At 43.9% G+C, this 19,590-nt stretch carries 13 protein-coding genes; 10 read left to right on the top strand and 3 right to left on the bottom strand.

Translation table 11 applies throughout. The annotated features are described in order from the left end of the window. The first annotated feature begins 158 nt into the window (after positions 1-158). The 4 genes from gvpA to NLZ44_RS18210 all read left to right on the top strand — a co-directional run bounded on the left by gvpA (position 159) and on the right by NLZ44_RS18210 (position 3,238). Entirely contained in the window at positions 159-377 is a 219-nt protein-coding gene (gvpA, locus tag NLZ44_RS18195) for a gas vesicle structural protein GvpA (protein ID WP_006616598.1), read from the top strand. 217 nt (positions 378-594) lie between these two features. Then, on the top strand, positions 595-1,608 hold the full coding sequence (gene gvpC / locus NLZ44_RS18200) for a gas vesicle protein GvpC (RefSeq protein ID WP_493750688.1): 1,014 nt from the start codon (positions 595-597) through the stop codon (positions 1,606-1,608). Positions 1,609-1,670: 62 nt separating this feature from the next. After that, positions 1,671-2,855, top strand: coding sequence for a gas vesicle protein GvpN (gene gvpN, locus NLZ44_RS18205; RefSeq protein WP_493750689.1), 1,185 nt, complete (start codon positions 1,671-1,673; stop codon positions 2,853-2,855). Continuing rightward, positions 2,855-3,238, top strand: coding sequence for a gas vesicle protein (locus tag NLZ44_RS18210; RefSeq protein WP_493750690.1), 384 nt, complete (start codon positions 2,855-2,857; stop codon positions 3,236-3,238). The genes gvpN and NLZ44_RS18210 overlap by 1 nt, the downstream gene beginning before the upstream one ends. On the opposite strand, the gene NLZ44_RS18215 is transcribed toward NLZ44_RS18210, so the two are convergent. Together NLZ44_RS18215 and NLZ44_RS18220 are read right to left on the bottom strand one after the other, a co-directional pair. Then, positions 3,235-3,540: an ArsR/SmtB family transcription factor gene (locus NLZ44_RS18215; RefSeq protein ID WP_493750691.1), complete on the bottom strand. Its 306-nt coding sequence runs from the start codon at positions 3,538-3,540 to the stop codon at positions 3,235-3,237. The two genes, NLZ44_RS18210 and NLZ44_RS18215, sit on opposite strands and share 4 nt — an antisense overlap. A gap of 69 nt (positions 3,541-3,609) precedes the next feature. Beyond that, positions 3,610-4,680 (bottom strand): RNA-guided endonuclease InsQ/TnpB family protein, encoded by a 1,071-nt coding sequence (locus NLZ44_RS18220; protein ID WP_493750692.1) that lies wholly within the window; start codon positions 4,678-4,680, stop codon positions 3,610-3,612. A gap of 1,608 nt (positions 4,681-6,288) precedes the next feature. Here NLZ44_RS18220 and NLZ44_RS18225 point away from each other — a divergent pair. Together NLZ44_RS18225 and NLZ44_RS18230 are read left to right on the top strand one after the other, a co-directional pair. After that, the gene (locus NLZ44_RS18225; RefSeq protein WP_493750693.1) at positions 6,289-6,795 is read left to right on the top strand and encodes a hypothetical protein; all 507 of its coding nucleotides are present in this window, start codon (positions 6,289-6,291) and stop codon (positions 6,793-6,795) included. 135 nt (positions 6,796-6,930) lie between these two features. Then, entirely contained in the window at positions 6,931-7,809 is an 879-nt protein-coding gene (locus NLZ44_RS18230; protein WP_493750694.1) for an alpha/beta fold hydrolase, read from the top strand. Between the two features lie 54 nt (positions 7,810-7,863). On the opposite strand, the gene NLZ44_RS18235 is transcribed toward NLZ44_RS18230, so the two are convergent. Then, positions 7,864-9,537, bottom strand: a complete 1,674-nt coding sequence (locus tag NLZ44_RS18235) for a glycosyltransferase family protein (protein WP_493750695.1) — start codon at positions 9,535-9,537, stop codon at positions 7,864-7,866. 89 nt (positions 9,538-9,626) lie between these two features. On the opposite strand from NLZ44_RS18235, the gene NLZ44_RS18240 reads away from it, so the two are divergent. From NLZ44_RS18240 to NLZ44_RS18255, 4 genes are all read left to right on the top strand, one after another. Further along, positions 9,627-13,070: a glycosyltransferase gene (locus tag NLZ44_RS18240; protein ID WP_493750696.1), complete on the top strand. Its 3,444-nt coding sequence runs from the start codon at positions 9,627-9,629 to the stop codon at positions 13,068-13,070. 812 nt (positions 13,071-13,882) lie between these two features. Next, positions 13,883-14,635, top strand: a complete 753-nt coding sequence (locus NLZ44_RS18245; RefSeq protein ID WP_315660647.1) for a peptidylprolyl isomerase — start codon at positions 13,883-13,885, stop codon at positions 14,633-14,635. Beyond that, positions 14,632-17,616, top strand: a complete 2,985-nt coding sequence (locus tag NLZ44_RS18250) for an ABC transporter transmembrane domain-containing protein (RefSeq protein WP_493750697.1) — start codon at positions 14,632-14,634, stop codon at positions 17,614-17,616. The genes NLZ44_RS18245 and NLZ44_RS18250 overlap by 4 nt, the downstream gene beginning before the upstream one ends. 80 nt (positions 17,617-17,696) lie before the next feature. Further along, a complete protein-coding gene (locus NLZ44_RS18255) occupies positions 17,697-19,574 on the top strand; it encodes an HlyD family secretion protein (RefSeq protein ID WP_493750698.1) in 1,878 nt (625 codons plus the stop codon). The last annotated feature ends 16 nt before the right edge of the window (positions 19,575-19,590 follow it).

The raw sequence follows: 19,590 nt of genomic DNA on the forward strand, positions 1-19,590 counted from the left end.
GGGTGAGCTTCATGGTTAAATGTGCCTGGATTCTGTATGATGGACGGTGACAGGAGTTCCCTGGTAGCCCGGTCAACAGCAATACTAGCAATAATCTCCCATCACAGCCTACCTGGGCGGTGGGGGTGTCAATATCAAAATTGAGAGGGAATTGACTCATGGCAGTTGAAAAAGTAAACTCGTCTTCGAGCTTGGCTGAGGTTATTGATCGTATCCTTGATAAAGGGATTGTGATTGATGCCTGGGTTCGTGTTTCCTTAGTGGGCATAGAACTGTTATCGGTAGAAGCAAGGGTTGTGATTGCATCTGTGGAAACTTATCTCAAATATGCAGAGGCTGTGGGTCTAACCGCTCAAGCTGCTGTTCCTTCTGTATAAAGGGTTTCACAGTTAACTAGCGATCGGACATCTGATTCTGTCTTCTTTATGGTCCATCTGGCCACAGCCTTAATCCGAGTCGAAAAGCCAATTTCTTAGTTTCAGGGGGCAATGTCATTCTCTAGGGAATACCTACAGTAAGGCTGACAGGAAAGACTACAGAAAGCAACAGGTGTCCGATGCTTAACCACCAATGGGGGGGATATCGTTAAGTATTATGGCGTTAAAGGATGATTGGCAACAAGGCCACCTAGATCGTCGCCGGGTTTTGGCTGAAAACCAAAAACAGATTTGGGCGACGGTGGATTTATGGCAACAAGAACGATACAGCCAGGCGATCGCTCAAAAACAAGATCGACAGGCTTTTGTATCTCAGTTAAAACAACAAAATCAAGCCTTTTTGGCAGATGCTCATAATAACCATCGCCAGCAAGCAGAACAACTAGCTGAGGATTTAAAAGAGTTTGTGCGATCGCTTGAGGAAGAAACTGCTACCTTTCTGGACGAAAGCGCCCAGTCCAGAGCCGAAAAAGCTGAGGAATTAGCCCAGGAATTACGGGATTTTCGGGCGGAACTTCGAGATCGGGTTGCTGAATGGCAACAGCAGTGGCAACAACAGGACCAGGAAAGAGCCGCCGATCGCCGAAAACTCGCCCAGCAGGTACAAGGGGATTTGCAAGAGTTCAATATGATCCGCACCATTATGGCTGAAAAATTGCAACAGCAAATCCAAGATGCAAAAGCCGAACGCCTAGCAGCTATTGAGTCCATGTTTGAGGATTTGGGTAAGTTTCGGATGCAATTACAGGAGTACCGTCGCGATCTGGAAAAGTCGGTTTGGGGTGGTGAAAGGGTGAAATTGACCCCAGCAACGCCTCAGAAGGGGAAGGCTAGTAAAACATCGGCTCCTCAAACCAAGGCGAAGGCGGTTAAATCAGCGCCTAGCACTACCACACCCGCCAAATCAACAACACCTACGGCTGTGGTGGTTGCTCAACCGACAAAACCAGCAGTTCCCCCTAACCAGCCTAAACCAACTGCTGTTGTTGCTCATCCCCCTAACCCGGATGAACGGGTTTATGATTACATTTCTAAGCAGTCGGGGGTACGATTGACTGATATTGAGGAGGATTTGCAGTTAAATCGGATTCAAACCGTTGATGCTTTGCGATCGCTTCTTAAACAAGGTCGGATTGTCCAGCGCGATCGAGCCTACTATGCCAACAGCTAAAATCAAAATAGGGCTCGGAACTAAAATCTCCCTAGCCTGATAGCTTAGAATCTAACATTAATATGACCACTGTGCTTCGCGCTGTTCCTAAAGGATTTGTTAACACTCCAGCCATTGAAAGAATTACAGTTAGGGCGTTGCGGTATCTTCAATCAGGGTTTTCTGTGCATTTGCGCGGACCAGCGGGAACCGGAAAAACTACCCTCGCCCTACATTTGGCAGATTTGCTTAACCGTCCGATTATGTTGATTTTTGGGGACGATGAACTAAAGTCCTCCGATATGATTGGTAATCAAACTGGTTACACCCGTAAAAAAGTGGTGGATAACTTTATCCACAGTGTCGTTAAATTAGAAGACGAACTCAAGCAAAACTGGATTGATTCCCGTTTAACCCTCGCCTGTCGGGAAGGGTTTACCCTCGTTTATGATGAGTTTAACCGTTCCCGCCCTGAAGTCAATAACGTTCTGTTATCGGCTTTAGAGGAAAAACTATTAGTGCTGCCTCCTAATGGCAACCGTTCCGAATATATTAGGGTGAACCCCCATTTTCGGGCGATTTTTACATCTAATCCTGAAGAATACTGTGGCGTTTATAGCACCCAAGATGCTTTACTCGATCGCCTCATTACCATGAATATGCCGGAACCGGACGAGGCTACCCAACAGGAAATTCTCATCCAAAAAGTGGCAGTTACACCGGAAGATGCCCGGACTATTGTAACATTAGTGCAGCAGTTCCGAGAGGCTACCCATGCGATCGCCCCTAGTCCAATTCAGACCGTGGCCCGACAACAAACTAACGCCGATAAAGCCTCTGGGTTGCGACCTAGTTTGATGATCGCCAGAATATGTCAAGATCATAATATCCCTATTGCTCCCATTGACCCCGATTTTCAAGAGGTTTGCTGTGATATCCTCTTATCGCGCGCCATGGGAAATATTGCTGAATTAGAAAGCCGACTGAATCAGATATTTGACCATTTATCAGGAATGGAAAATCACCAGATTCTCGCTTTACCCCCTAGGGAAGAATTGAACACTTCATCAGTACCTAATAACCTCTCTGATACCGAACATAAAATCTATACTTATATCAAAGAATCTCATGGGGCGCGAGTGTCCGAAATTGAGATAGCTTTGGGGTTAAACCGGGTGCAAACTACTGATGCTTTGCGATCGCTTTTAAGAAAAAGTTATTTGACACAACAGGATAATCGCCTGTTTGTTGTTTATGAGGGTGATTAATGACATTACAACCACGTTCATCTAGTCCTCAGCGCGGCGTTCCGATGTCTACCTCCGGTTCCTCCCTCGCTGATATCCTAGAGAGAGTTTTGGATAAAGGCATAGTTATTGCTGGAGATATTTCCGTCTCCGTCGGGTCTACGGAATTGTTAAGTATCCGCATTCGTTTATTAATTGCTTCCGTAGATAAGGCTAAGGAAATTGGGATTAATTGGTGGGAAAGTGACCCTTATCTTAGTAGTCAGGCGCAGCAATTATCACAGTCTAATCAACAATTGTTAGAGGAGGTTAAACGACTACAGGAAGAAGTGCGATCGCTTAAAGCCTTGACCTCCCAATCATCACAGCCAGCCACTCCCCCTAACTCCGAAAATGATGATTAATTTGAGCAAGGTAAAGCCGGAACAACTGGACTAAATCGCCGAAACTCCCCTAGATATTCTTCTAGGATAATCATTTGACTCAGGTTAATGCTATAATATATCCAGCGCCCTTCTTGTCGTCCTTTGATTAATCCCACCTCTTTGAGCGTTTTTAGATGAAAGGACAGTTTCGACTGGCTAACCTCTAAGGTTTCGCAGATTTCGCACACGCACAATTCCTGGTGGCGTAAAAGTTCTAAAATCTGAATCCGTAGGGGGTCAGATAGCGCGTGAAAGCTTACGGAAATGTCTGTGTTGACCATTATTCTGAATCTTAACATATTCTGCTCTATAAAACTTAAACAAAACCGGACATAGCCGGATATTGATGTTTATTTCTGGCTTCGTCCGGGACTGTCGGCAGCACCCCGTCCACAAGTGTAATCGTCTGAACCAGGCGATTTTTCTAAATTTATACTGGCATTCAAATCTCTATCAATCTTCAGGCCACAGTTCGGACATTCAAAAGTCCGACGGACTAAGGGCATTTTTTGACGATGGCCACAGTTAGAACAAAGTTGACTGGATGGATAAAATCTATCCGCAATCATTAACTTTGAACCATAACGTTCTGCCTTGTAACCTAGTTGACGACGGAACTCATAAAATGAAGCATCAGCGATAGAACCCGCCAAACCATGATTTTTCAGCATTCCAGACACATTCAAATCTTCAATGACTACTTGGCTGTGGTTCTTAGCCAAAAAAGTAGTTATTTTATGAATGGTGTCCCGCCGAATGTTTGCTACTCTTTGATGTAGCTTTTGAACTTTTAAGAGACATTTGGCCCAATTTTTTGAGCCTTTGACTTTGCGACTTAAATGACGTTGTAATCGAGCTAGTTTTTTGGTCGCTGCTTTATAAGCCTTGGGATTAGAGAATTGGGTCCCATCGGAGCAAGTCGCCAAATTGTTAATTCCTAGGTCTACCCCGATTCTCTCTCGGAATTTCGGTGTGATTTCTGGTGTGATTTCTACGAAAAAGCTTATATACCAGTCACCTGCTTGGCGCGTTATAGTGACTTTCTTAACCCAACTTTCGGGTAGAGCCTCAAATGTAGAAACCCAGCCCACAAAAGGCAGCTTATGGCGAGTTCCTGACAACTTGAATGGTTTGCCGCCATTGTCAAGGGTAAAGCTATCATGGTGGCCTTTCTTCTTAAATTTAGGATAACTGCTTATTCCCTTGAAGAAGCGCTTAAAGGCGTCGCCTAAATTAATGAAGGCATATTGATAAACTCTAGAAGACAATTCGGACATCCAAGGATATTGAGGTTTCACATAATTCGTAAAAACCTTTTTGATGGAGTTGACGTTAGGCTTGAGTCCCTCTTCATAAGCTGACATCCATAAGTGTAATCCCCAATTGAACACAAATCGAGCATACCCCGCGTGTTTGGCCATCAAGGTGGCTTGACGGTCATTGAGTTTTAGTTTTGTCCGGAAAGCTTTGATTGGGTTATGGTCGAAAGGGAAGTCGCCTTCCCCAACTCCAATTCAAAACCGTGCTTGATACTTTCACATCACACGGCTCCTGATGTGGATACCCCTTTTGACATCGGGAACAGGGTAACGACTCCCTGCTTTTGTGATTTCAACTTTTGGAGCTAAATACAACATCGTAGTGTTTAAACTCGCTTTCGTCGTAAACACTCCTAATTGTCGCAGTCTCTATATCCACACCGTGACTAGTGGGCATATCCTAACCATTACAGTTAGGCATTGGCTTTCAGTCACATCCTTTCCCCTTAAAGGTATACGCTTACACTTTCACTACTCCGCAGGTACATCCTGCCACTTGAGAGCCTAAAAGGGGTTTAAACGTTCCGTTTATACGGGCATTCCATCTTTAGATTTGTCCTCTCCACCGGGGTACTTTTAAAAGTCTGTGTAGGTGATGTCATGATTACCCTACTTTTCCCCTTGCTCTTTTGAACGCAGCGTATCAACCTGTTTCGCTGCTAAATCATTACGATGGTTCAAGCCGGACATTCGGTTTCCCTAATCATGGATGGTTGGCAGTGGTCGCATTTGGTAGTAGGTTCTACTTCACGCCTTCCGTTCCCCGCTTCAATCCTGGGGTTATGATTCCCAAAACTGGGGGTGGCTATCGCCGTTACTCTCAACGCAATTGTTAAGGAATCATTAATATTTCCAGTTGGGCGTTTTGACCTTGAGTTCCCTGCCTTGTTTTGTATATTTCTATACCAAACGTTGGGACATATAAACAGTTATGGGATGGTCAGGGTACGAGTCCCTTATATTTCACCAAGGGGTGAAAGTCCCACTAGGAGGTTATTTCAGGCATTGCAGCCTTATTTGACTCCTAAACGTCTCGCACCATGATTGGATTTTACCATGAAGAATCCGACTTGATGAGTATGTCGTCAGGGAAATTTGGCATGGTCTGGGGTTTGACCGTATACTCATTATTGAGTTGCGAATCTTTTGGGGTATTGTACCTTATTGTCCTAAGATGTTAAGCAAATCTTGGATTAAATTCTTGCTCCACTTTAGCAAATTAATTGGCGGATTCCACCAGCCTTACTTCTCCACAAAGTAGCCCCGCCAATATGTAAAGTTTTGTAAAGTTTTGTAAAAAAATCCCATTATTTGGGGGTTATGGGTTGACTTATATATTGACTGTGGGTTATTATTTTAGATAATGGGAATATATCCAATTTTTTTTTTAGTTATTTATATCCAATTATGAAAAACTATATCCAATATTATCACGGATTCGGGTTCTCGTCAACCCCTTGAGAGGCGGAAGGCGCACCAGTTTTTAAAAACATATCAGACAACCGGGGAAGGGAAAACTTGTGGGGTCTTACCGGAGTTGATGTTGATGAAGGTTAGACTCAGGGTAATCAGTAAGGTATCTCATACACTCGGCTGACCACCCTCCTCGCGAGTTGCGCCTGATATCTGATAATATGCCCTAGGAGTACCCCAGAGCAAGTATTGGGGGAATTCATGACTAAATATTTGTCGGATATTCAGAGGAAGATTATGTTAAAGAAATTACCAGTTTTGGGGTTAATTATAGTTCTAATTGCTGGATTAGTGTTTGGCGTGGGTACAGCAGGGGTTTTAGCGGATACTTCTTTACCACAACCTAATGATAATGGTGATTATATTGGCAATTCTAATCACCTATATTGGCAAGTAGTTGACCCCGACCCCAATGGCTTAAATTGTCGCATGGGTTCTGAATCAATTAAAGAAGTATGGAACCCGGCAAAATCTGGTTTTCCTAACATTATCAATTTTCCGGTGGTTGAACGTTTACAGACTGATGAGGTATTTACTGGTAAGTTGAGTTATGGTGGGTTTATTGTCACTTTGGATTCTGATTTGAAACCGTGGATATATATTGAAGAAAAAGCTGACGGAACTCCCGCCAATTGTTTTGTTAGGGCTAATAATTTATTTGTTCAACCCATCGAAAAACCGACCATAGAAGAAACCATAGAAGAAACCATGGAAGAAGTCGAAGAAGTTATCGACAATGGATGATTGATAATTGTCTGATAGGGAATGATCACCTCAGAATTACCAAATTCTGCCATTCCCTGTTACCTATTAGCCATTCCTAATCATTGAAGATTGCTATAATTATCGATTATCAATTATTCAAGATTAACTGTTCCCATGACAACAACTACCGTAGAAACTCAAACTTGGCTGTGGAAAGGGTTTCCTATCTGTTATAGCGCCGCTGGAGACACAGGACCAGCGGTAGTATTAATTCATGGGTTTGGTGCAAGTTGGGGACACTGGCGCAAAAATATCCCTATTTTAGCTAATCAATGTCGGGTATTTGCGATCGACCTTTTAGGGTTTGGTGGGTCAGCTAAACCTTTACCCTGTAGTAGCCTATCTTATACTTTTGAAACTTGGGGTGATCAAGTGGCAGATTTTTGTCGGGAGGTAGTCGGAAGTCCGGCTTTTTTAGTGGGAAATTCTATTGGTTGTATTGTGGCTATGCAGGCGGCTGTCTCTCACCCAGAAATAGCGATCGCTGTAGGTTTATTAAATTGTTCTCTGCGACTATTGCACGATCGCAAAAGGGCAGAAATTCCCTGGTATCGGGGTATGGGTGCAGAATTAGCCCAAAAAGTCTTAGGTTTACGATGGGTTAGTCAGCTATTTTTTCGACAAATTGCTACTCCTAAAACTGTCCGTAACATCCTCCTACAGGCTTATCGGCGCAAAGAGGCTGTCACCGATGAATTAGTGACAATGCTTCTCACCCCCGCTAATGACCCCGCTGCTGTCGATGTTTTTGTGGCTTTTACTACTTATTCTCAAGGACCTTTGCCAGAAGATTTACTCCCCATTCTTCCCTGTCCGGCGATAATTTTATGGGGGACAGAAGACCCATGGGAACCGATAAAACTTGGACAAGAATTAGCTAAATTTGACACAGTAAAACAGTTTATTCCTCTGGAGGGGGTTGGACATTGCCCCCAGGATGAAGCACCGGAGTTGGTTAACCCTATCCTGTTAAAATGGGTGTTAGATAGTTAACAGTTTATCTAACAGTTTATCCCCCCTATATCACTGACATGGGGGGATTTATTTCTAGGGATTATTAAACAGTTCCGGGACTCTTTGCTGGAGTTGTCTGTTTAACTCTGGGAGGCGATCGCACATTTCTAAATACCAGCGGTGACGCTGTTGGTAATGGTGACAAAGTAGCCGATTTTGTTTAACCCAATTATAGGCATTTTCGGCAATTTGGCGGCGTAAGGTATGGTTATTAATTAGGCGGTTGAGTTGGGTTTCAAATTCTCGGATCGTCCGATAAATTAACCCGGTTTTTTCCGGCTGAATAGATAATTCATAAACGGTAGGACTCGCGAGGACGGCTACCCCACTACCTGCACATTCTAGGAATTTTAAATCTGATTTCATGAGATTAACTGGTGTGGGGGTCAGGGGAAGTAAGGCGATATCGGAGTTTTGCAGAATTTCTAAATAGCGGTTATACTGGCAGAAAGGTTCAAAGGTTTTTTGGTCAGTGGCTAAGGCTTCAAAAAATTGGCGATCGTGAACTACTCGCACCAGGACTCGACCGGAATTGGCGGATAAAACTTTATTTAGAGATGCCATAATGGGTTCCCAGTCCTTCTCGCGGTTTAATGCACCAAAAAATAGACTGATTTTCTCGTTGTCATAATTATGGCGTGGGGGGGAAACTTCGGTTAGTTGGTTAGGAAAAACTGCTATATTAGGATTAAATTGTTGCAGAAATACTCCCAAAGGTTTGGTGGAGGTTTGGACACCGTGACAGCCTCGATAACTCAGATAATTATGATCTGCATATTCTCGGCGACGTAGGGGGTTATCATCAATTTCAGCAATGATTAAATAGTTTTCCTGTAGTAGTCTTTTCAGCACGGAAAGATGTTCTCCCGCTGACATGATGGTGCGCTGCCAGATGAAAATTTTGGCTTCCTGTGGTATAGTGGGTATAATTCGCGCTGATCTGACTGAAGAAAAGGTGCGGACTCCAGGAATAGTGGCACTAAAGCGATCGGGGTCTAAAACTCGAATCCGATCGCACCCAGTTGGTGCCATGATTGCCGTTTGGATTAATAGCCGTCTTGGGGGGTGACTCGACTTTATGCCCCGCACTAGATAGTTTTCCGCTACCGTTTGTGCTCTATACTCTTTCAGGTAGACAACAGTAGAGGGATTGGCTGATTTCTGTCTCTCTAAAAACTGGTTAAACTCCCAAGTGCGATCGCCTTTTGTCCGCACTTCATAGATATATAATCCCGCTTGGTTAAAATGCGATCGGATTTCCTGTAAACTTAAACCTACATTCGACAACTGTGGCTTATCCAACGGTAAACTAACTAGCCGCCGCCAATATTGACTGTTAGGAATATCAGCGATAAATTGACCGTTAGGTTTCAGCCAGCCACTGTAATCATTTACCAGTTTACCAAAATCCTGATCCGGAAAATTGACACAGCCATAAACCAAAACATCTATCCTCCCCATCGAATCACAAATTGTGCTTTTTGTCAAGTCCTGATGGGGAGAAATCTGCCAATATTGGCATTCTGGGTTATTCCGCAGATAGGCTGACTTCACATCTGGGTTAGGGCGATCGCTAATTTCAACAATGACACGGGCATCTATAGGTAACACCCTCAACAATTCCGAATTCAATGTCTTCACCCAATGATTGTTTAAACTATAATCCTGTTGGCTATAGTGCGCCCAAATATTCGCAATTAGACACACTTTCCCACCATTTTACCATGATCTCCCCCTTGTCAAAACCCATTGACAGGGAGTAGAGTATCGTCTGTGATTAATACAATCGGTAAATTATGCAGTGTAAAATTTGTGACTCCGCTACGATACCCTTCGGTCAAACCATAGTTTTGAACAGATATAATGTTAACTATTTTCAATGTCAGAATTGCGGATTTGTGCAAACCGAAAATCCCTACTGGTTGCCAGAAGCCTATAAGCACCCCATTGCTAACAGCGACGATGGTTTAGTTTTCCGTAATCTCATGTTAGCGCAACTAACCAGCCAAATCATCACCAAATTTTTTAATCCCGATAATCAGTTTCTCGACTATGGTGGCGGTTATGGTTTATTAGTCCGCCTCATGCGAGATATCCGCTTTAAATTTGACTGGTATGATAGCTTCTGTCCCAATTTTTTAGCCACCGGGTTAGAAGCCAATTTAAACCCAGACAACCCCTATGAACTCATCACCGCCTTTGAATTATTTGAACATTTCGCTAACCCCCTAGATGAAATCAACAAGATCCTGAAATTATCTAAAAATATTCTCTTCTCAACCGAACTTCTCCCCCCCCATAATCCCCACCCTGGTCAGTGGTGGTATTATGCACCCCAGGAAGGACAGCATATAGCTATTTACACACCCCAATCATTACAAATAATCGCCCAAAAATTCGGCTTGAATATTTACTCTAACGGTTCATCCTTGCACTTGTTAACCGAGAAGGCTATCCCACCAGAAGAGTTTACCGAAATCGCTCAATATAACGCCGCTGAGTTACGAAGATTATTGTGGTTTTCCCGTAGTTATAGCCAAACTTTAGCCAAATTAGAAACAGTCGCACCTTCCCAAAAACCGGAAGTTATCACTCCCGAATTAGGTGTTAATGTCGCTGGCTTTGTTAATGGAGAATTTGGCATTGGTGAAGGAGTACGCGCCACCTTGAGGGCTATGGAAGCCGTTAACTTAAATGTGGCAATTAATAACTTTACCGGGAGTCCTCACCGGAAACAAGATCATAGCTTTGACAATTTTACTTCCGCACATCCTTATCCCATAAACTTAATTCAAATTAATGCTAATGATGTGTTGAGATTTGCTCAAATTGTCGGTGCTGACTATTTTAAAAATCGATATAATATCGGTTTCTGGGCGTGGGAATTACCAGAGTTTCCCCCAGAGTGGGTTAAGGCATTTTCTCTATTTCACGAAATCTGGACTTATAGTGATTATTGTGTCTCTGCTATTCGGCGGGTGTCGCCAATTCCCGTAATTAAAATGATGCCTACCGTGTCACTGCCAGAGGTCAATTTAAGTCGGGAAAATTTATCAATTCCCCCCGACAAGTTTATCTTTTTATTTATGTTTGATTTCTATAGCCGCATAGCACGCAAAAATCCCTTGGCGGTAGTAGAAGCCTTTAAAACCGCTTTCGGAAATCATCCTACTAATGTGGTGTTAATCTTAAAGTGTTCTAACTCTGATCGTTTCCCCAAAGAAAGAAATCACCTTTTTCAAGCGATCGCTAATTGTCCAGCCATTCAAATTATTGATGGCTATTTATCACGGGAACAAATTAATGGTTTAGTTTATAACTGTGATTGTTATATTTCCCTACATCGTTCCGAGGGTTTTGGTTTAACCATGGCGGAAGCTATGTTTTATGGTAAACCCGTCATAGCTACTGGCTATTCTTCCAATACGGAATTTATGAATTTAGCCAATAGTTTTTTGGTCAAATATCGGCGAGTTTTAATTGACCAAACAGACGGACCCTATCGACCGGGGAATGTGTGGGCTGCCCCCAATATTAAACAGGCGGCTGAGTTAATGCAATATGTGGTTAATCACCCAGAAGCTGCTCATCAAATTGGTCAGCAAGCCGCTACCGATATCAGAACCCAATTAAGTCCTCAAACTATCGGCGATCGCATTTTGTCTCGCCTGCAAATTATTCAAAATGCTACCCAAAACTTTACTGACATACGTTCAGTTCCCATTAAGGAATTGTCACCGGAAACGACAACTCCTCCCTTGGTCAGTATTGGCATTCCCACCTACAACGGCGAAACCTTTATTAAACAAGCAATTCTCAGCGCCTTAAACCAGACCTATAGTAATTGTGAAATCATCCTAGTCGATGATGGTTCCATAGATGATACTATAGCGATCGCCAAATCTTTGCAAGTCTCATCACCTATCCCTTTTCGTATCCTCACCCATATTAACTATGGTTTAGTTGATAACCTCAATTTCTGTATTTCCCAAGCTCAAGGAAAATATGTTAAATTCCTATTCCAAGATGATACCCTTGAACCCAACTGTATAGAACAACTCGTGGCTATGGCTGAAGCCAACCCAGAAATTGGTTTAGTTTTCTCCCGCCGCCATATTATCCTTGATGATAATTCCCAGACTCATCCCCAATGTCAAGCCGCCTACAAAGGAACCCAAAACCTGCATCAAGACTGGTCAAACTTAAAAACCATTCAACCCGGTTCCCAATTATTATCAGACCCTAAATGCTTCCGAGGTCGGTTAAATAAAATCGGCGAACCGACAACTGTTTTAATTCGGCGTAATGTGTTTTCTCAATTAGGAGGCTTTGACCCCGACCTACATCAATTATTAGATGCAGATATGTGGTTTAGAATTATGGCAGATTATCAAATAGCCTTTGTTGATCAAGCCTTATCTACCCTGCGAATTCATCGCCAACAACAAACTCAACTCAATATTATCGCTGGTGAGAATATCCGAGACTATAGCCGACTATATCGGAAAATGATTATTGACCCTGACTATCGGTTTTTGGGGTTAAATATCAAAGAATATATCTTTTATCAACTGCTGTCTAAGTCTCCCCAAGATTATCTAAACTTAGCCGAAGAATTGGTTAATCAATATCGTCATAACCCCCATCATCAACCTACCCAGCAACACCTTCGACTCCTGCGAAAACTGACGGCTATGCTCTGGCTTAAATCTGAGGCTGCTTCCTTGCAAAAATTATCTGATGGTGTTCAAGGAAAAGTACATAAAATTATCCTTAATAGTGGTATCCGTGAGTTGACATTGACCCCCAGCGAATCTGAGTTTGTCGAATCATTAAAAATCCGGGTTTCTCAGGGTTTTTCTGTTCAAAATTGTTGTCAATCTTGGTTGGCTGCTATGCTATATAAGCCGGCTTATCAATTGGGGATAAATTATCATAATGCGGTGATTCCTAATTATTTATTTGAGGATTTTCTGAAATTCATTTTCTCCCCTAGTGACCACTTTGATGATGAAAAAGATAGGGGTGATTATGTAAATTTTACTCGCGGAGTCTGGAAATACTTAAAACGCCATATTGACGAATCACCTTCCCAAGTCAGTCTCTGGGTTTATGTGGCTAAAATTGCTTTGGAATTATGGGATGAACGACCTTTGATGAACCTTAATCAAGATATCAGTGAAATATTGAGCGATCGCCACGCGGTTTGGGTTTTTTATGGTCGCCACCACACTCCCTAATTTTGACCGCCAATTATCCCGTAAGTCTGCTTTACAACGCCTTCAATTAATCGCCAATTTCCGGTTAATTGTGATTAGTTGAATTCCCGAAAAGCGCCTTTTATCCTATTGTCAGAAAACTTTATTTTTTAGGGACTTGACATTATAATTAAATTTTGTACAATATAGGAAGGTATAATGGTCGTGTTTTATGCAAATTTCCGCTAATAGCCCATATCACTGAGACTTGGAGGGAGTTAACCCGAAACACGAATCACTAGCAAAGCCAGATATATCAGGAGTTTCCAGGTATGCTATGCTTACCTAGTGCTGGGTCGGTCAGCCAGTGTCCCCCGCCTAGCCACTGCGCTAATTATGGCTGGCGCGTCACGAGTTTTGAGGTTAATGGCCATAACGGGGTCTGGACTCACCACCTTGATAGGTGTAAGCAATATCACAAAAAAGGGAATTTGTCAATAGCAAAAATAAAAAAATGTTTAAATGTTGTGGAGAAGGGGAAAAGAGGAGATCAGGAATAGAGGGGGGTCAATCAATGTTCCTGACGCGATCGCTACAGATTGGGAATGGTATATAAGGGAGAGTGTGAATATAGTCTGATGATGCAACATATAGAATATATTAGGCAATAATTTAGGGAAGCCAGTGGTATGGCAGGCGGAACCGAAACTTGTTTTGCTTCGTCAGGACAGGAGCGGCAAAAGGTCTGTTATCATCGGTGCATAATATGAAAAACTTGCGTAAACACAATCATTGCCCTAGGGTAGTGAAGCGATAAAGGCTCAGGGGGAAGCCCCAGTCAGTGGGAGAGAGCAATGACCGGAGTGTACAAAGTCGGAGAGACTATTATTAAGGCAGAGGAGATCCCCTCGCGACTAAAGCACTATCAGATGATGGTGCCATTTGTGCGGGAGGTAATTTTAGACGAAGCGATCGCCGACATTACCTGTACAGAAGAGGAAGCAGCGGCGGCGCTGGAAAAATTTGCAGCCCAACACCAACTGACCTCTCCAGAAGCTCAAAAAGCCTGGTTAAACTTAAATAAACTAACCTTAGAGGAAGCTCAGGCGATCGCCGAGCGTCCGATTAAAATAGAAAAATTCAAGCGGGAACGGTGGACTAACAAAGTAGAAAGCCACTTTATCACCCGGAAAAGTAGCTTAGATCATGTAGTGTATTCTTTAATCAGGACCAAAAATCCCGGACTAGCCCACGAATTGTATTTTCGTATATCCGAAGGAGAGCAAGAATTTTCCGAAGCGGCACGGGAATACTCAGATGGGCCAGAATCCCGAACTGGGGGAATCATGGGGCCAGTGTCCTTAGCTCAACCCCACCCGGCAATTAGTAAACTGTTAGCAGTAAGTCAACCGGGACAACTGTGGCCCCCGCGTCCCTTATCAGAATGGATGGTAATTATTAGACTAGAAAAATTTATCCCAGCCCAACTCGATGAGTCCATGCGCCGTCATTTAATTGACGAACTATTTGAGACTTGGCTCCGAGAGGAAATAGCCAAAGTTGGCTGTCTTGAACCCCTGCATACTGAGGTGTCTTCCGTATCATGACCACATCTGCCGTTTCCAACCTACAGATCCAGGAATTTCTGCTGGAAATTAGCCCCTTCGATCGCATTAGCGAAAAGGGGCTACGAGACATATTACCGCAATGTCAGTTATTAAGCTACCGGACAGGACAACCAATTTTTGAGCGAGACAAACTCCCCACCCAGGTAGCAGTAATTTACCAGGGACAAGCTCGACTGTTAGCATACGACTCCAGAAGCCAACGCCATACCAGCTTACAACTACTAGGAGCCAAAGAAATCCTGGGATGGGCTGGTTTGCTAAGGGGAGTTCCCTGCGAAACAGTGATCGCTTCGACAGAGATGATTTGTATAAGCATCCCGGCGGCGGTCTTTATGAAACTAATGGAGAAAGAACCCCAGTTTGCGGAGGCATTTCGGGACCATGCAGCCATATCAGAAGTATTTGAATTACTGAGCCAAAACCTGCAACAGGTGGCGAACTCCGGCGGTAACATCAAAGAAATGACCAAAGAATATTGGCCAGATGCGATCGTCGTCAACCTGCTAAACGGTCAAACCAAAGGCTCAGATCTAAAATTCAGACTAGATGCCAATCGTCTCTGGTTAGTCAGTAGCGGAGTGGTGGGAGATTATTCTATCGGAAATGGCATCAATTTAGAAACCTTGGGTAAAAGCCTGAAAGTCGAAGGACCGAGGGGAGCGCGACTGGTAGGTTTGCGAACAGCACCAACGCGGACGGAAGTAGTATCAGAAGAAGACACATCAGAGGACGGGTTAAAAGCATTATTACCGAATGTTATCCCCGCGCCAGAAACCCCGCCAGAGCCAGAACTAGACTCGTCCCAACAAATTCAAAGATTCCCCCTAGTGCGGGGACGGGGTACTGTTGACGCTCCCTTAGCTTGCTTCAATATGTTGAGTAAGCATTTTCGGGTAAATTTCCGCAAAGAACTAATTAGGCGCATCATTGAAGGTCAGCTAGAAACGGCGGGTTCTTTAACCCTGCAAGCCTGTGGTGCGATCGCTCAAATGATGGGAATTACCGCCCAGTTAGTGCAAGTCCCCTCCAAAGCCTTATGCCGACTCAAGGCTCCCGCGATGATCCCGTGGCGCAATAGCTTTGCGATCATTTATAGCATCAGTGAAAAAGAACTGGTCATGGCATCCCCAGAAGAAGGGATAGTAAGGATGCGCCCTGGCCAGTTTGTGGAAGTTTACGGAGAAGCCTGTCAAGTTCTCCTACTCCAAGAAACCAAAGGCGACCAGCAGGAACAGTTCAGCTTCTGGTGGTTTGTTCCAGCCATTATGGAACACCGGGGAGTATTTGTAGAAGTCCTGCTCTCCTCCTTCTTTGTGCAACTCTTCGGCTTGGTTAACCCCCTGCTGACCATGATCATCATCGATAAGGTGATGGGACAGCGCAACATTGACGCTCTCAATATTTTGGCATTTTTGATGTTGGGGGTAGCTCTATTTGAAGCCTTGCTGTCTGCGCTGCGAACATATCTGTTTGTTGACACCACCAACCGACTCGATGTTAAACTCAGTTCCGAAGTAATTGACCACCTATTACGCCTACCTCTCAACTATTTCGATAACCGCAAGGTGGGAGACTTGATGGCACGGGTGGGGGAACTCAGTAATATCCGTAACTTCCTCACAGGTACAGCCTTAACGGTAGTGTTGGACGCGGTGTTCTCCGTGGTTTATGTGGCGGTCATGTTCTATCTGAATGTGACTATGGCTCTAGTGGCTTTAGCACCCCTACCCCTGTTTGCTCTGATTATTATCATCAACTCCCCCATTATCCAAAGACTACTCAGGAGAAAAGCTGAGTTGTACGGTCACTCCCAAGCCTATCTGGTGGAGGTGCTTAACGGTATGCAAACCGTGAAGGCTCAAAATATTGAGTTGACCTCCCGCTGGGAATGGCAGGGACGCTATGCCCGTTATATGAGCTCTAGTTTCAAAACTATTCTCACCCAGACCGCTGCTAACTCCATTAGTGGGTTTTTGAATAAACTTTCAGCCTTGGCTCTGTTGTGGGTAGGGGCCTATTTGGTGATTAATAATGAACTGACTATCGGGGGATTGATTGCCTTCCGAATTATTGCTGGAAACGTGACCGGATCTCTGTTGCGCTTTGTCAGTGTGTGGCAAAGTTTCCAAGAGGTGGGAATGTCTGTAGAACGTCTGCGAGATGTCTTAGATACGGCTCCTGAAGCTGACGAAGCCGATCGCAATAATATCCCCATGCCGGAAATTGATGGCTCTGTTATCTTTGAAGAGGTATCTTTCCGTTTTGGACCCAGTGGCCCTTTGCAATTGGCAAATATTAATTTAGAATTCCCGGCCGGCTCCTTTGTGGCAATTGTGGGGTTGAGTGGTTCCGGTAAAAGTACGTTGATGAAAATCCTCGAACGTCTCTATCCACCTATGTCGGGCCGGATTAAAATTGATAATTACGATATCAATAAGGTGGAACTATATTCCCTCCGTCGTCAAATTGGGGTGGTGCTTCAGGATACTTTGCTATTTAGTGGGACAGTACAGGAAAATATCGCCCTCACTAACCCAGAAGCTAGTACGGATGAAATTATCCGAGCAGCTAAGGTGGCTGATGCCCATGAGTTTATTATGGGTTTACCTAATGGGTACAATACGGTGGTGGGTGAGCGTGGTTCGGGTCTCTCTGGTGGACAGCGACAACGGATTGCGATCGCCCGCACGGTTCTACAAAAGCCAAGGCTATTGATTCTTGATGAGGCAACTAGCGCCCTCGATTATCAGTCAGAACGCTTAGTTAGTCAAAATCTCAGTCAAGAATTTCATGATCGGACGGTGTTCTTTATTACCCACCGCCTCAGCGCTATCAAAAATGCGGATGCTATCATTATGATGGATCAAGGCTCCATTGTAGAACAAGGAACCCATGATGAGTTAATGGCTATCAAAGGACGTTACTATTGCCTGTATCAACAACAAGAGGCACAACAGTAAGGCGGTCAACGTCATTGGTGGTAGAGGAGTCGAGTTTTTAAGCATTTTCTATTGGTATTGAACAACAGATAACAGGACTTATGAAATCAGCATCTATTTCTGAACAACCGGTCATCCTAGAAAAACCTGGCCTCCTCTCCCACTTGTTTCTGTGGATGATTATGCTAGTAAGCACCACATCGGTCATTTGGGCTTATTTTGCTAATATTGAGCAAACGGTTCCAGCTATGGGACAATTGGCCCTGACATCGGGAGCTAGGGAAATTCAAGCCCCAACTACTGGCGCGGTGGTCCGCTTGCACGTGGAAAATGGCGATCGGGTCGAAAGAAATCAGCCTATACTTACTTTTAGCCCCACTAATCCTAGCGCTGATCTGCGCGCGGTTGAAAGTTTGCGAGCCGCCCTAGAAAAGGAAAACGAGTTCTATGAGAGCATTGTTAATAATCAAATTACTACTAACTTACCCCCACAGTTAGCAGATTTGGTCAGAGACAGAGAAGCTCGCAGTCAAGAAAATCAAACTCTACAATCCTTGGTGGACGAACTTTACCATGGCCGAGGAACTGCTATGAGTTTTAGCCCGGCTATGGCTGGTTTAGTGGCTAACTATCGCGCTGAATATCAATCAAGAGTTGCTACCGGCCAACTGAAAATTATAGAACTGGAAAGACAGCTTCAGCAAAATCGAGATTCTTTGCGTGCTGCCACCGAAAAGCTCGAATATACACAAAATCAATTGACTTATTCGGAACAGCAGTTGAACTTGGCTGGCAATCAGTTATCTAAGTCGGAGGAACTCCTGAGTGTTAATGAGTCGATTTTAGCTCAGATTTCTCCGTTGGTTGAGCAAGGGGCTATGTCTGACCTGCAACGCAAACAGCGGGAACAGGAAATACTCAGAAGTCAAAATGAAGTCATCGGACAACAAGATAGAATTGAACAGCGCCAAGGTGAAATTAACCAGCGCCGTCGGGAGATTCAAGAGCAACGGGCAGAAATTCAACGCCTGGAAAATGAAGAACAGCGCACTCTGGCTTCCATCTCCCGCGCTCAGGAAGAGTTGCAAAATACTAAGGATTCCTGGGCTAGAGATATCTACAATCGTATTCAAGAAAATCATAAACAAATTGCCAGCTCTGATTCTCAACTCAGCCGCTCACGATTGGAGAATGAAAAAAGAATCTCTGACATTAAGTCTCAAATTGAAAAGTTGCAGGAACAGAGAAATACTCAGGTTTTGAGAGCACCTGCTTCGGGGATTATCTTTGAATTGGAGCCTTCGACTAAATCTAATGCTGCTTTGGATATGAATCAGGATGAGATTTGCTCCTATGTCATCAATTCCATTCTCCGACCTGGCGATCCTATGCCTTCCCGTTGTGATGAAGCCTATTTTGAGGCTCAACAAACTCAACCTCTGGTCACGATTTTAGATGATGATGAAGGCTTAAAAGCAGAGGTTCATATCAATAACAGTGATATGGCACTGGTGTTAAATGCTCTGCGGACGAAACGGGAGTTGTTGACTCCTTTTGATGGTAAGGAAGTGGCAGGAGAGGTGATTGAGTGTCAGGTGGAAAAAGACTGCATCTGTCCTACTTCGGCGGCGGCACGAGAGGAAATTGGCATTGCTGATGAGCAGTGTATTGGGGTGGAAGTTAATATTGATGCCTTCCCTTCTAATGAGTTTGGCACGGTTCCGGGTGAGTTGATATGGATTAGCCAAAATGCTATTCCCCCTGAAGAAAGTCGCCCATTCTTTTCCTTTAGGGCAAATATTAAGTTGGAAAGACAATATTTTATGCTCAATGAAGATGTACCAGGACAGGAAATTCAGATTAAATTGCAGTCTGGTATGGCAGTCAATACTAAGGTTAATATCGGGAAGCGCACGGTTCTGCAAATGCTGTTTAGCCGACTCACAGGTAAGTTTGAAAGTATCACTAACTTGAGATAAGCCTAATTGACTTTAA

The sequence above is a fragment of the Arthrospira sp. PCC 9901 genome, from assembly GCF_059013425.1.

What these genes read in the sequence shown, in the direction of transcription:
- gvpA (WP_006616598.1), top strand. Translation starts at nt 159, where the DNA reads ATGGCAGTTGAAAAAGTAAACTCGTCTTCGAGCTTGGCTGAGGTTATT.
- gvpC (WP_493750688.1), top strand. Translation starts at nt 595, where the DNA reads ATGGCGTTAAAGGATGATTGGCAACAAGGCCACCTAGATCGTCGCCGG.
- gvpN (WP_493750689.1), top strand. Translation starts at nt 1,671, where the DNA reads ATGACCACTGTGCTTCGCGCTGTTCCTAAAGGATTTGTTAACACTCCA.
- NLZ44_RS18210 (WP_493750690.1), top strand. Translation starts at nt 2,855, where the DNA reads ATGACATTACAACCACGTTCATCTAGTCCTCAGCGCGGCGTTCCGATG.
- NLZ44_RS18215 (WP_493750691.1), bottom strand. Translation starts at nt 3,540, where the DNA reads ATGGTCAACACAGACATTTCCGTAAGCTTTCACGCGCTATCTGACCCC.
- NLZ44_RS18220 (WP_493750692.1), bottom strand. Translation starts at nt 4,680, where the DNA reads ATGGCCAAACACGCGGGGTATGCTCGATTTGTGTTCAATTGGGGATTA.
- NLZ44_RS18225 (WP_493750693.1), top strand. Translation starts at nt 6,289, where the DNA reads ATGTTAAAGAAATTACCAGTTTTGGGGTTAATTATAGTTCTAATTGCT.
- NLZ44_RS18230 (WP_493750694.1), top strand. Translation starts at nt 6,931, where the DNA reads ATGACAACAACTACCGTAGAAACTCAAACTTGGCTGTGGAAAGGGTTT.
- NLZ44_RS18240 (WP_493750696.1), top strand. Translation starts at nt 9,627, where the DNA reads ATGCAGTGTAAAATTTGTGACTCCGCTACGATACCCTTCGGTCAAACC.
- NLZ44_RS18245 (WP_315660647.1), top strand. Translation starts at nt 13,883, where the DNA reads ATGACCGGAGTGTACAAAGTCGGAGAGACTATTATTAAGGCAGAGGAG.
- NLZ44_RS18250 (WP_493750697.1), top strand. Translation starts at nt 14,632, where the DNA reads ATGACCACATCTGCCGTTTCCAACCTACAGATCCAGGAATTTCTGCTG.
- NLZ44_RS18255 (WP_493750698.1), top strand. Translation starts at nt 17,697, where the DNA reads ATGAAATCAGCATCTATTTCTGAACAACCGGTCATCCTAGAAAAACCT.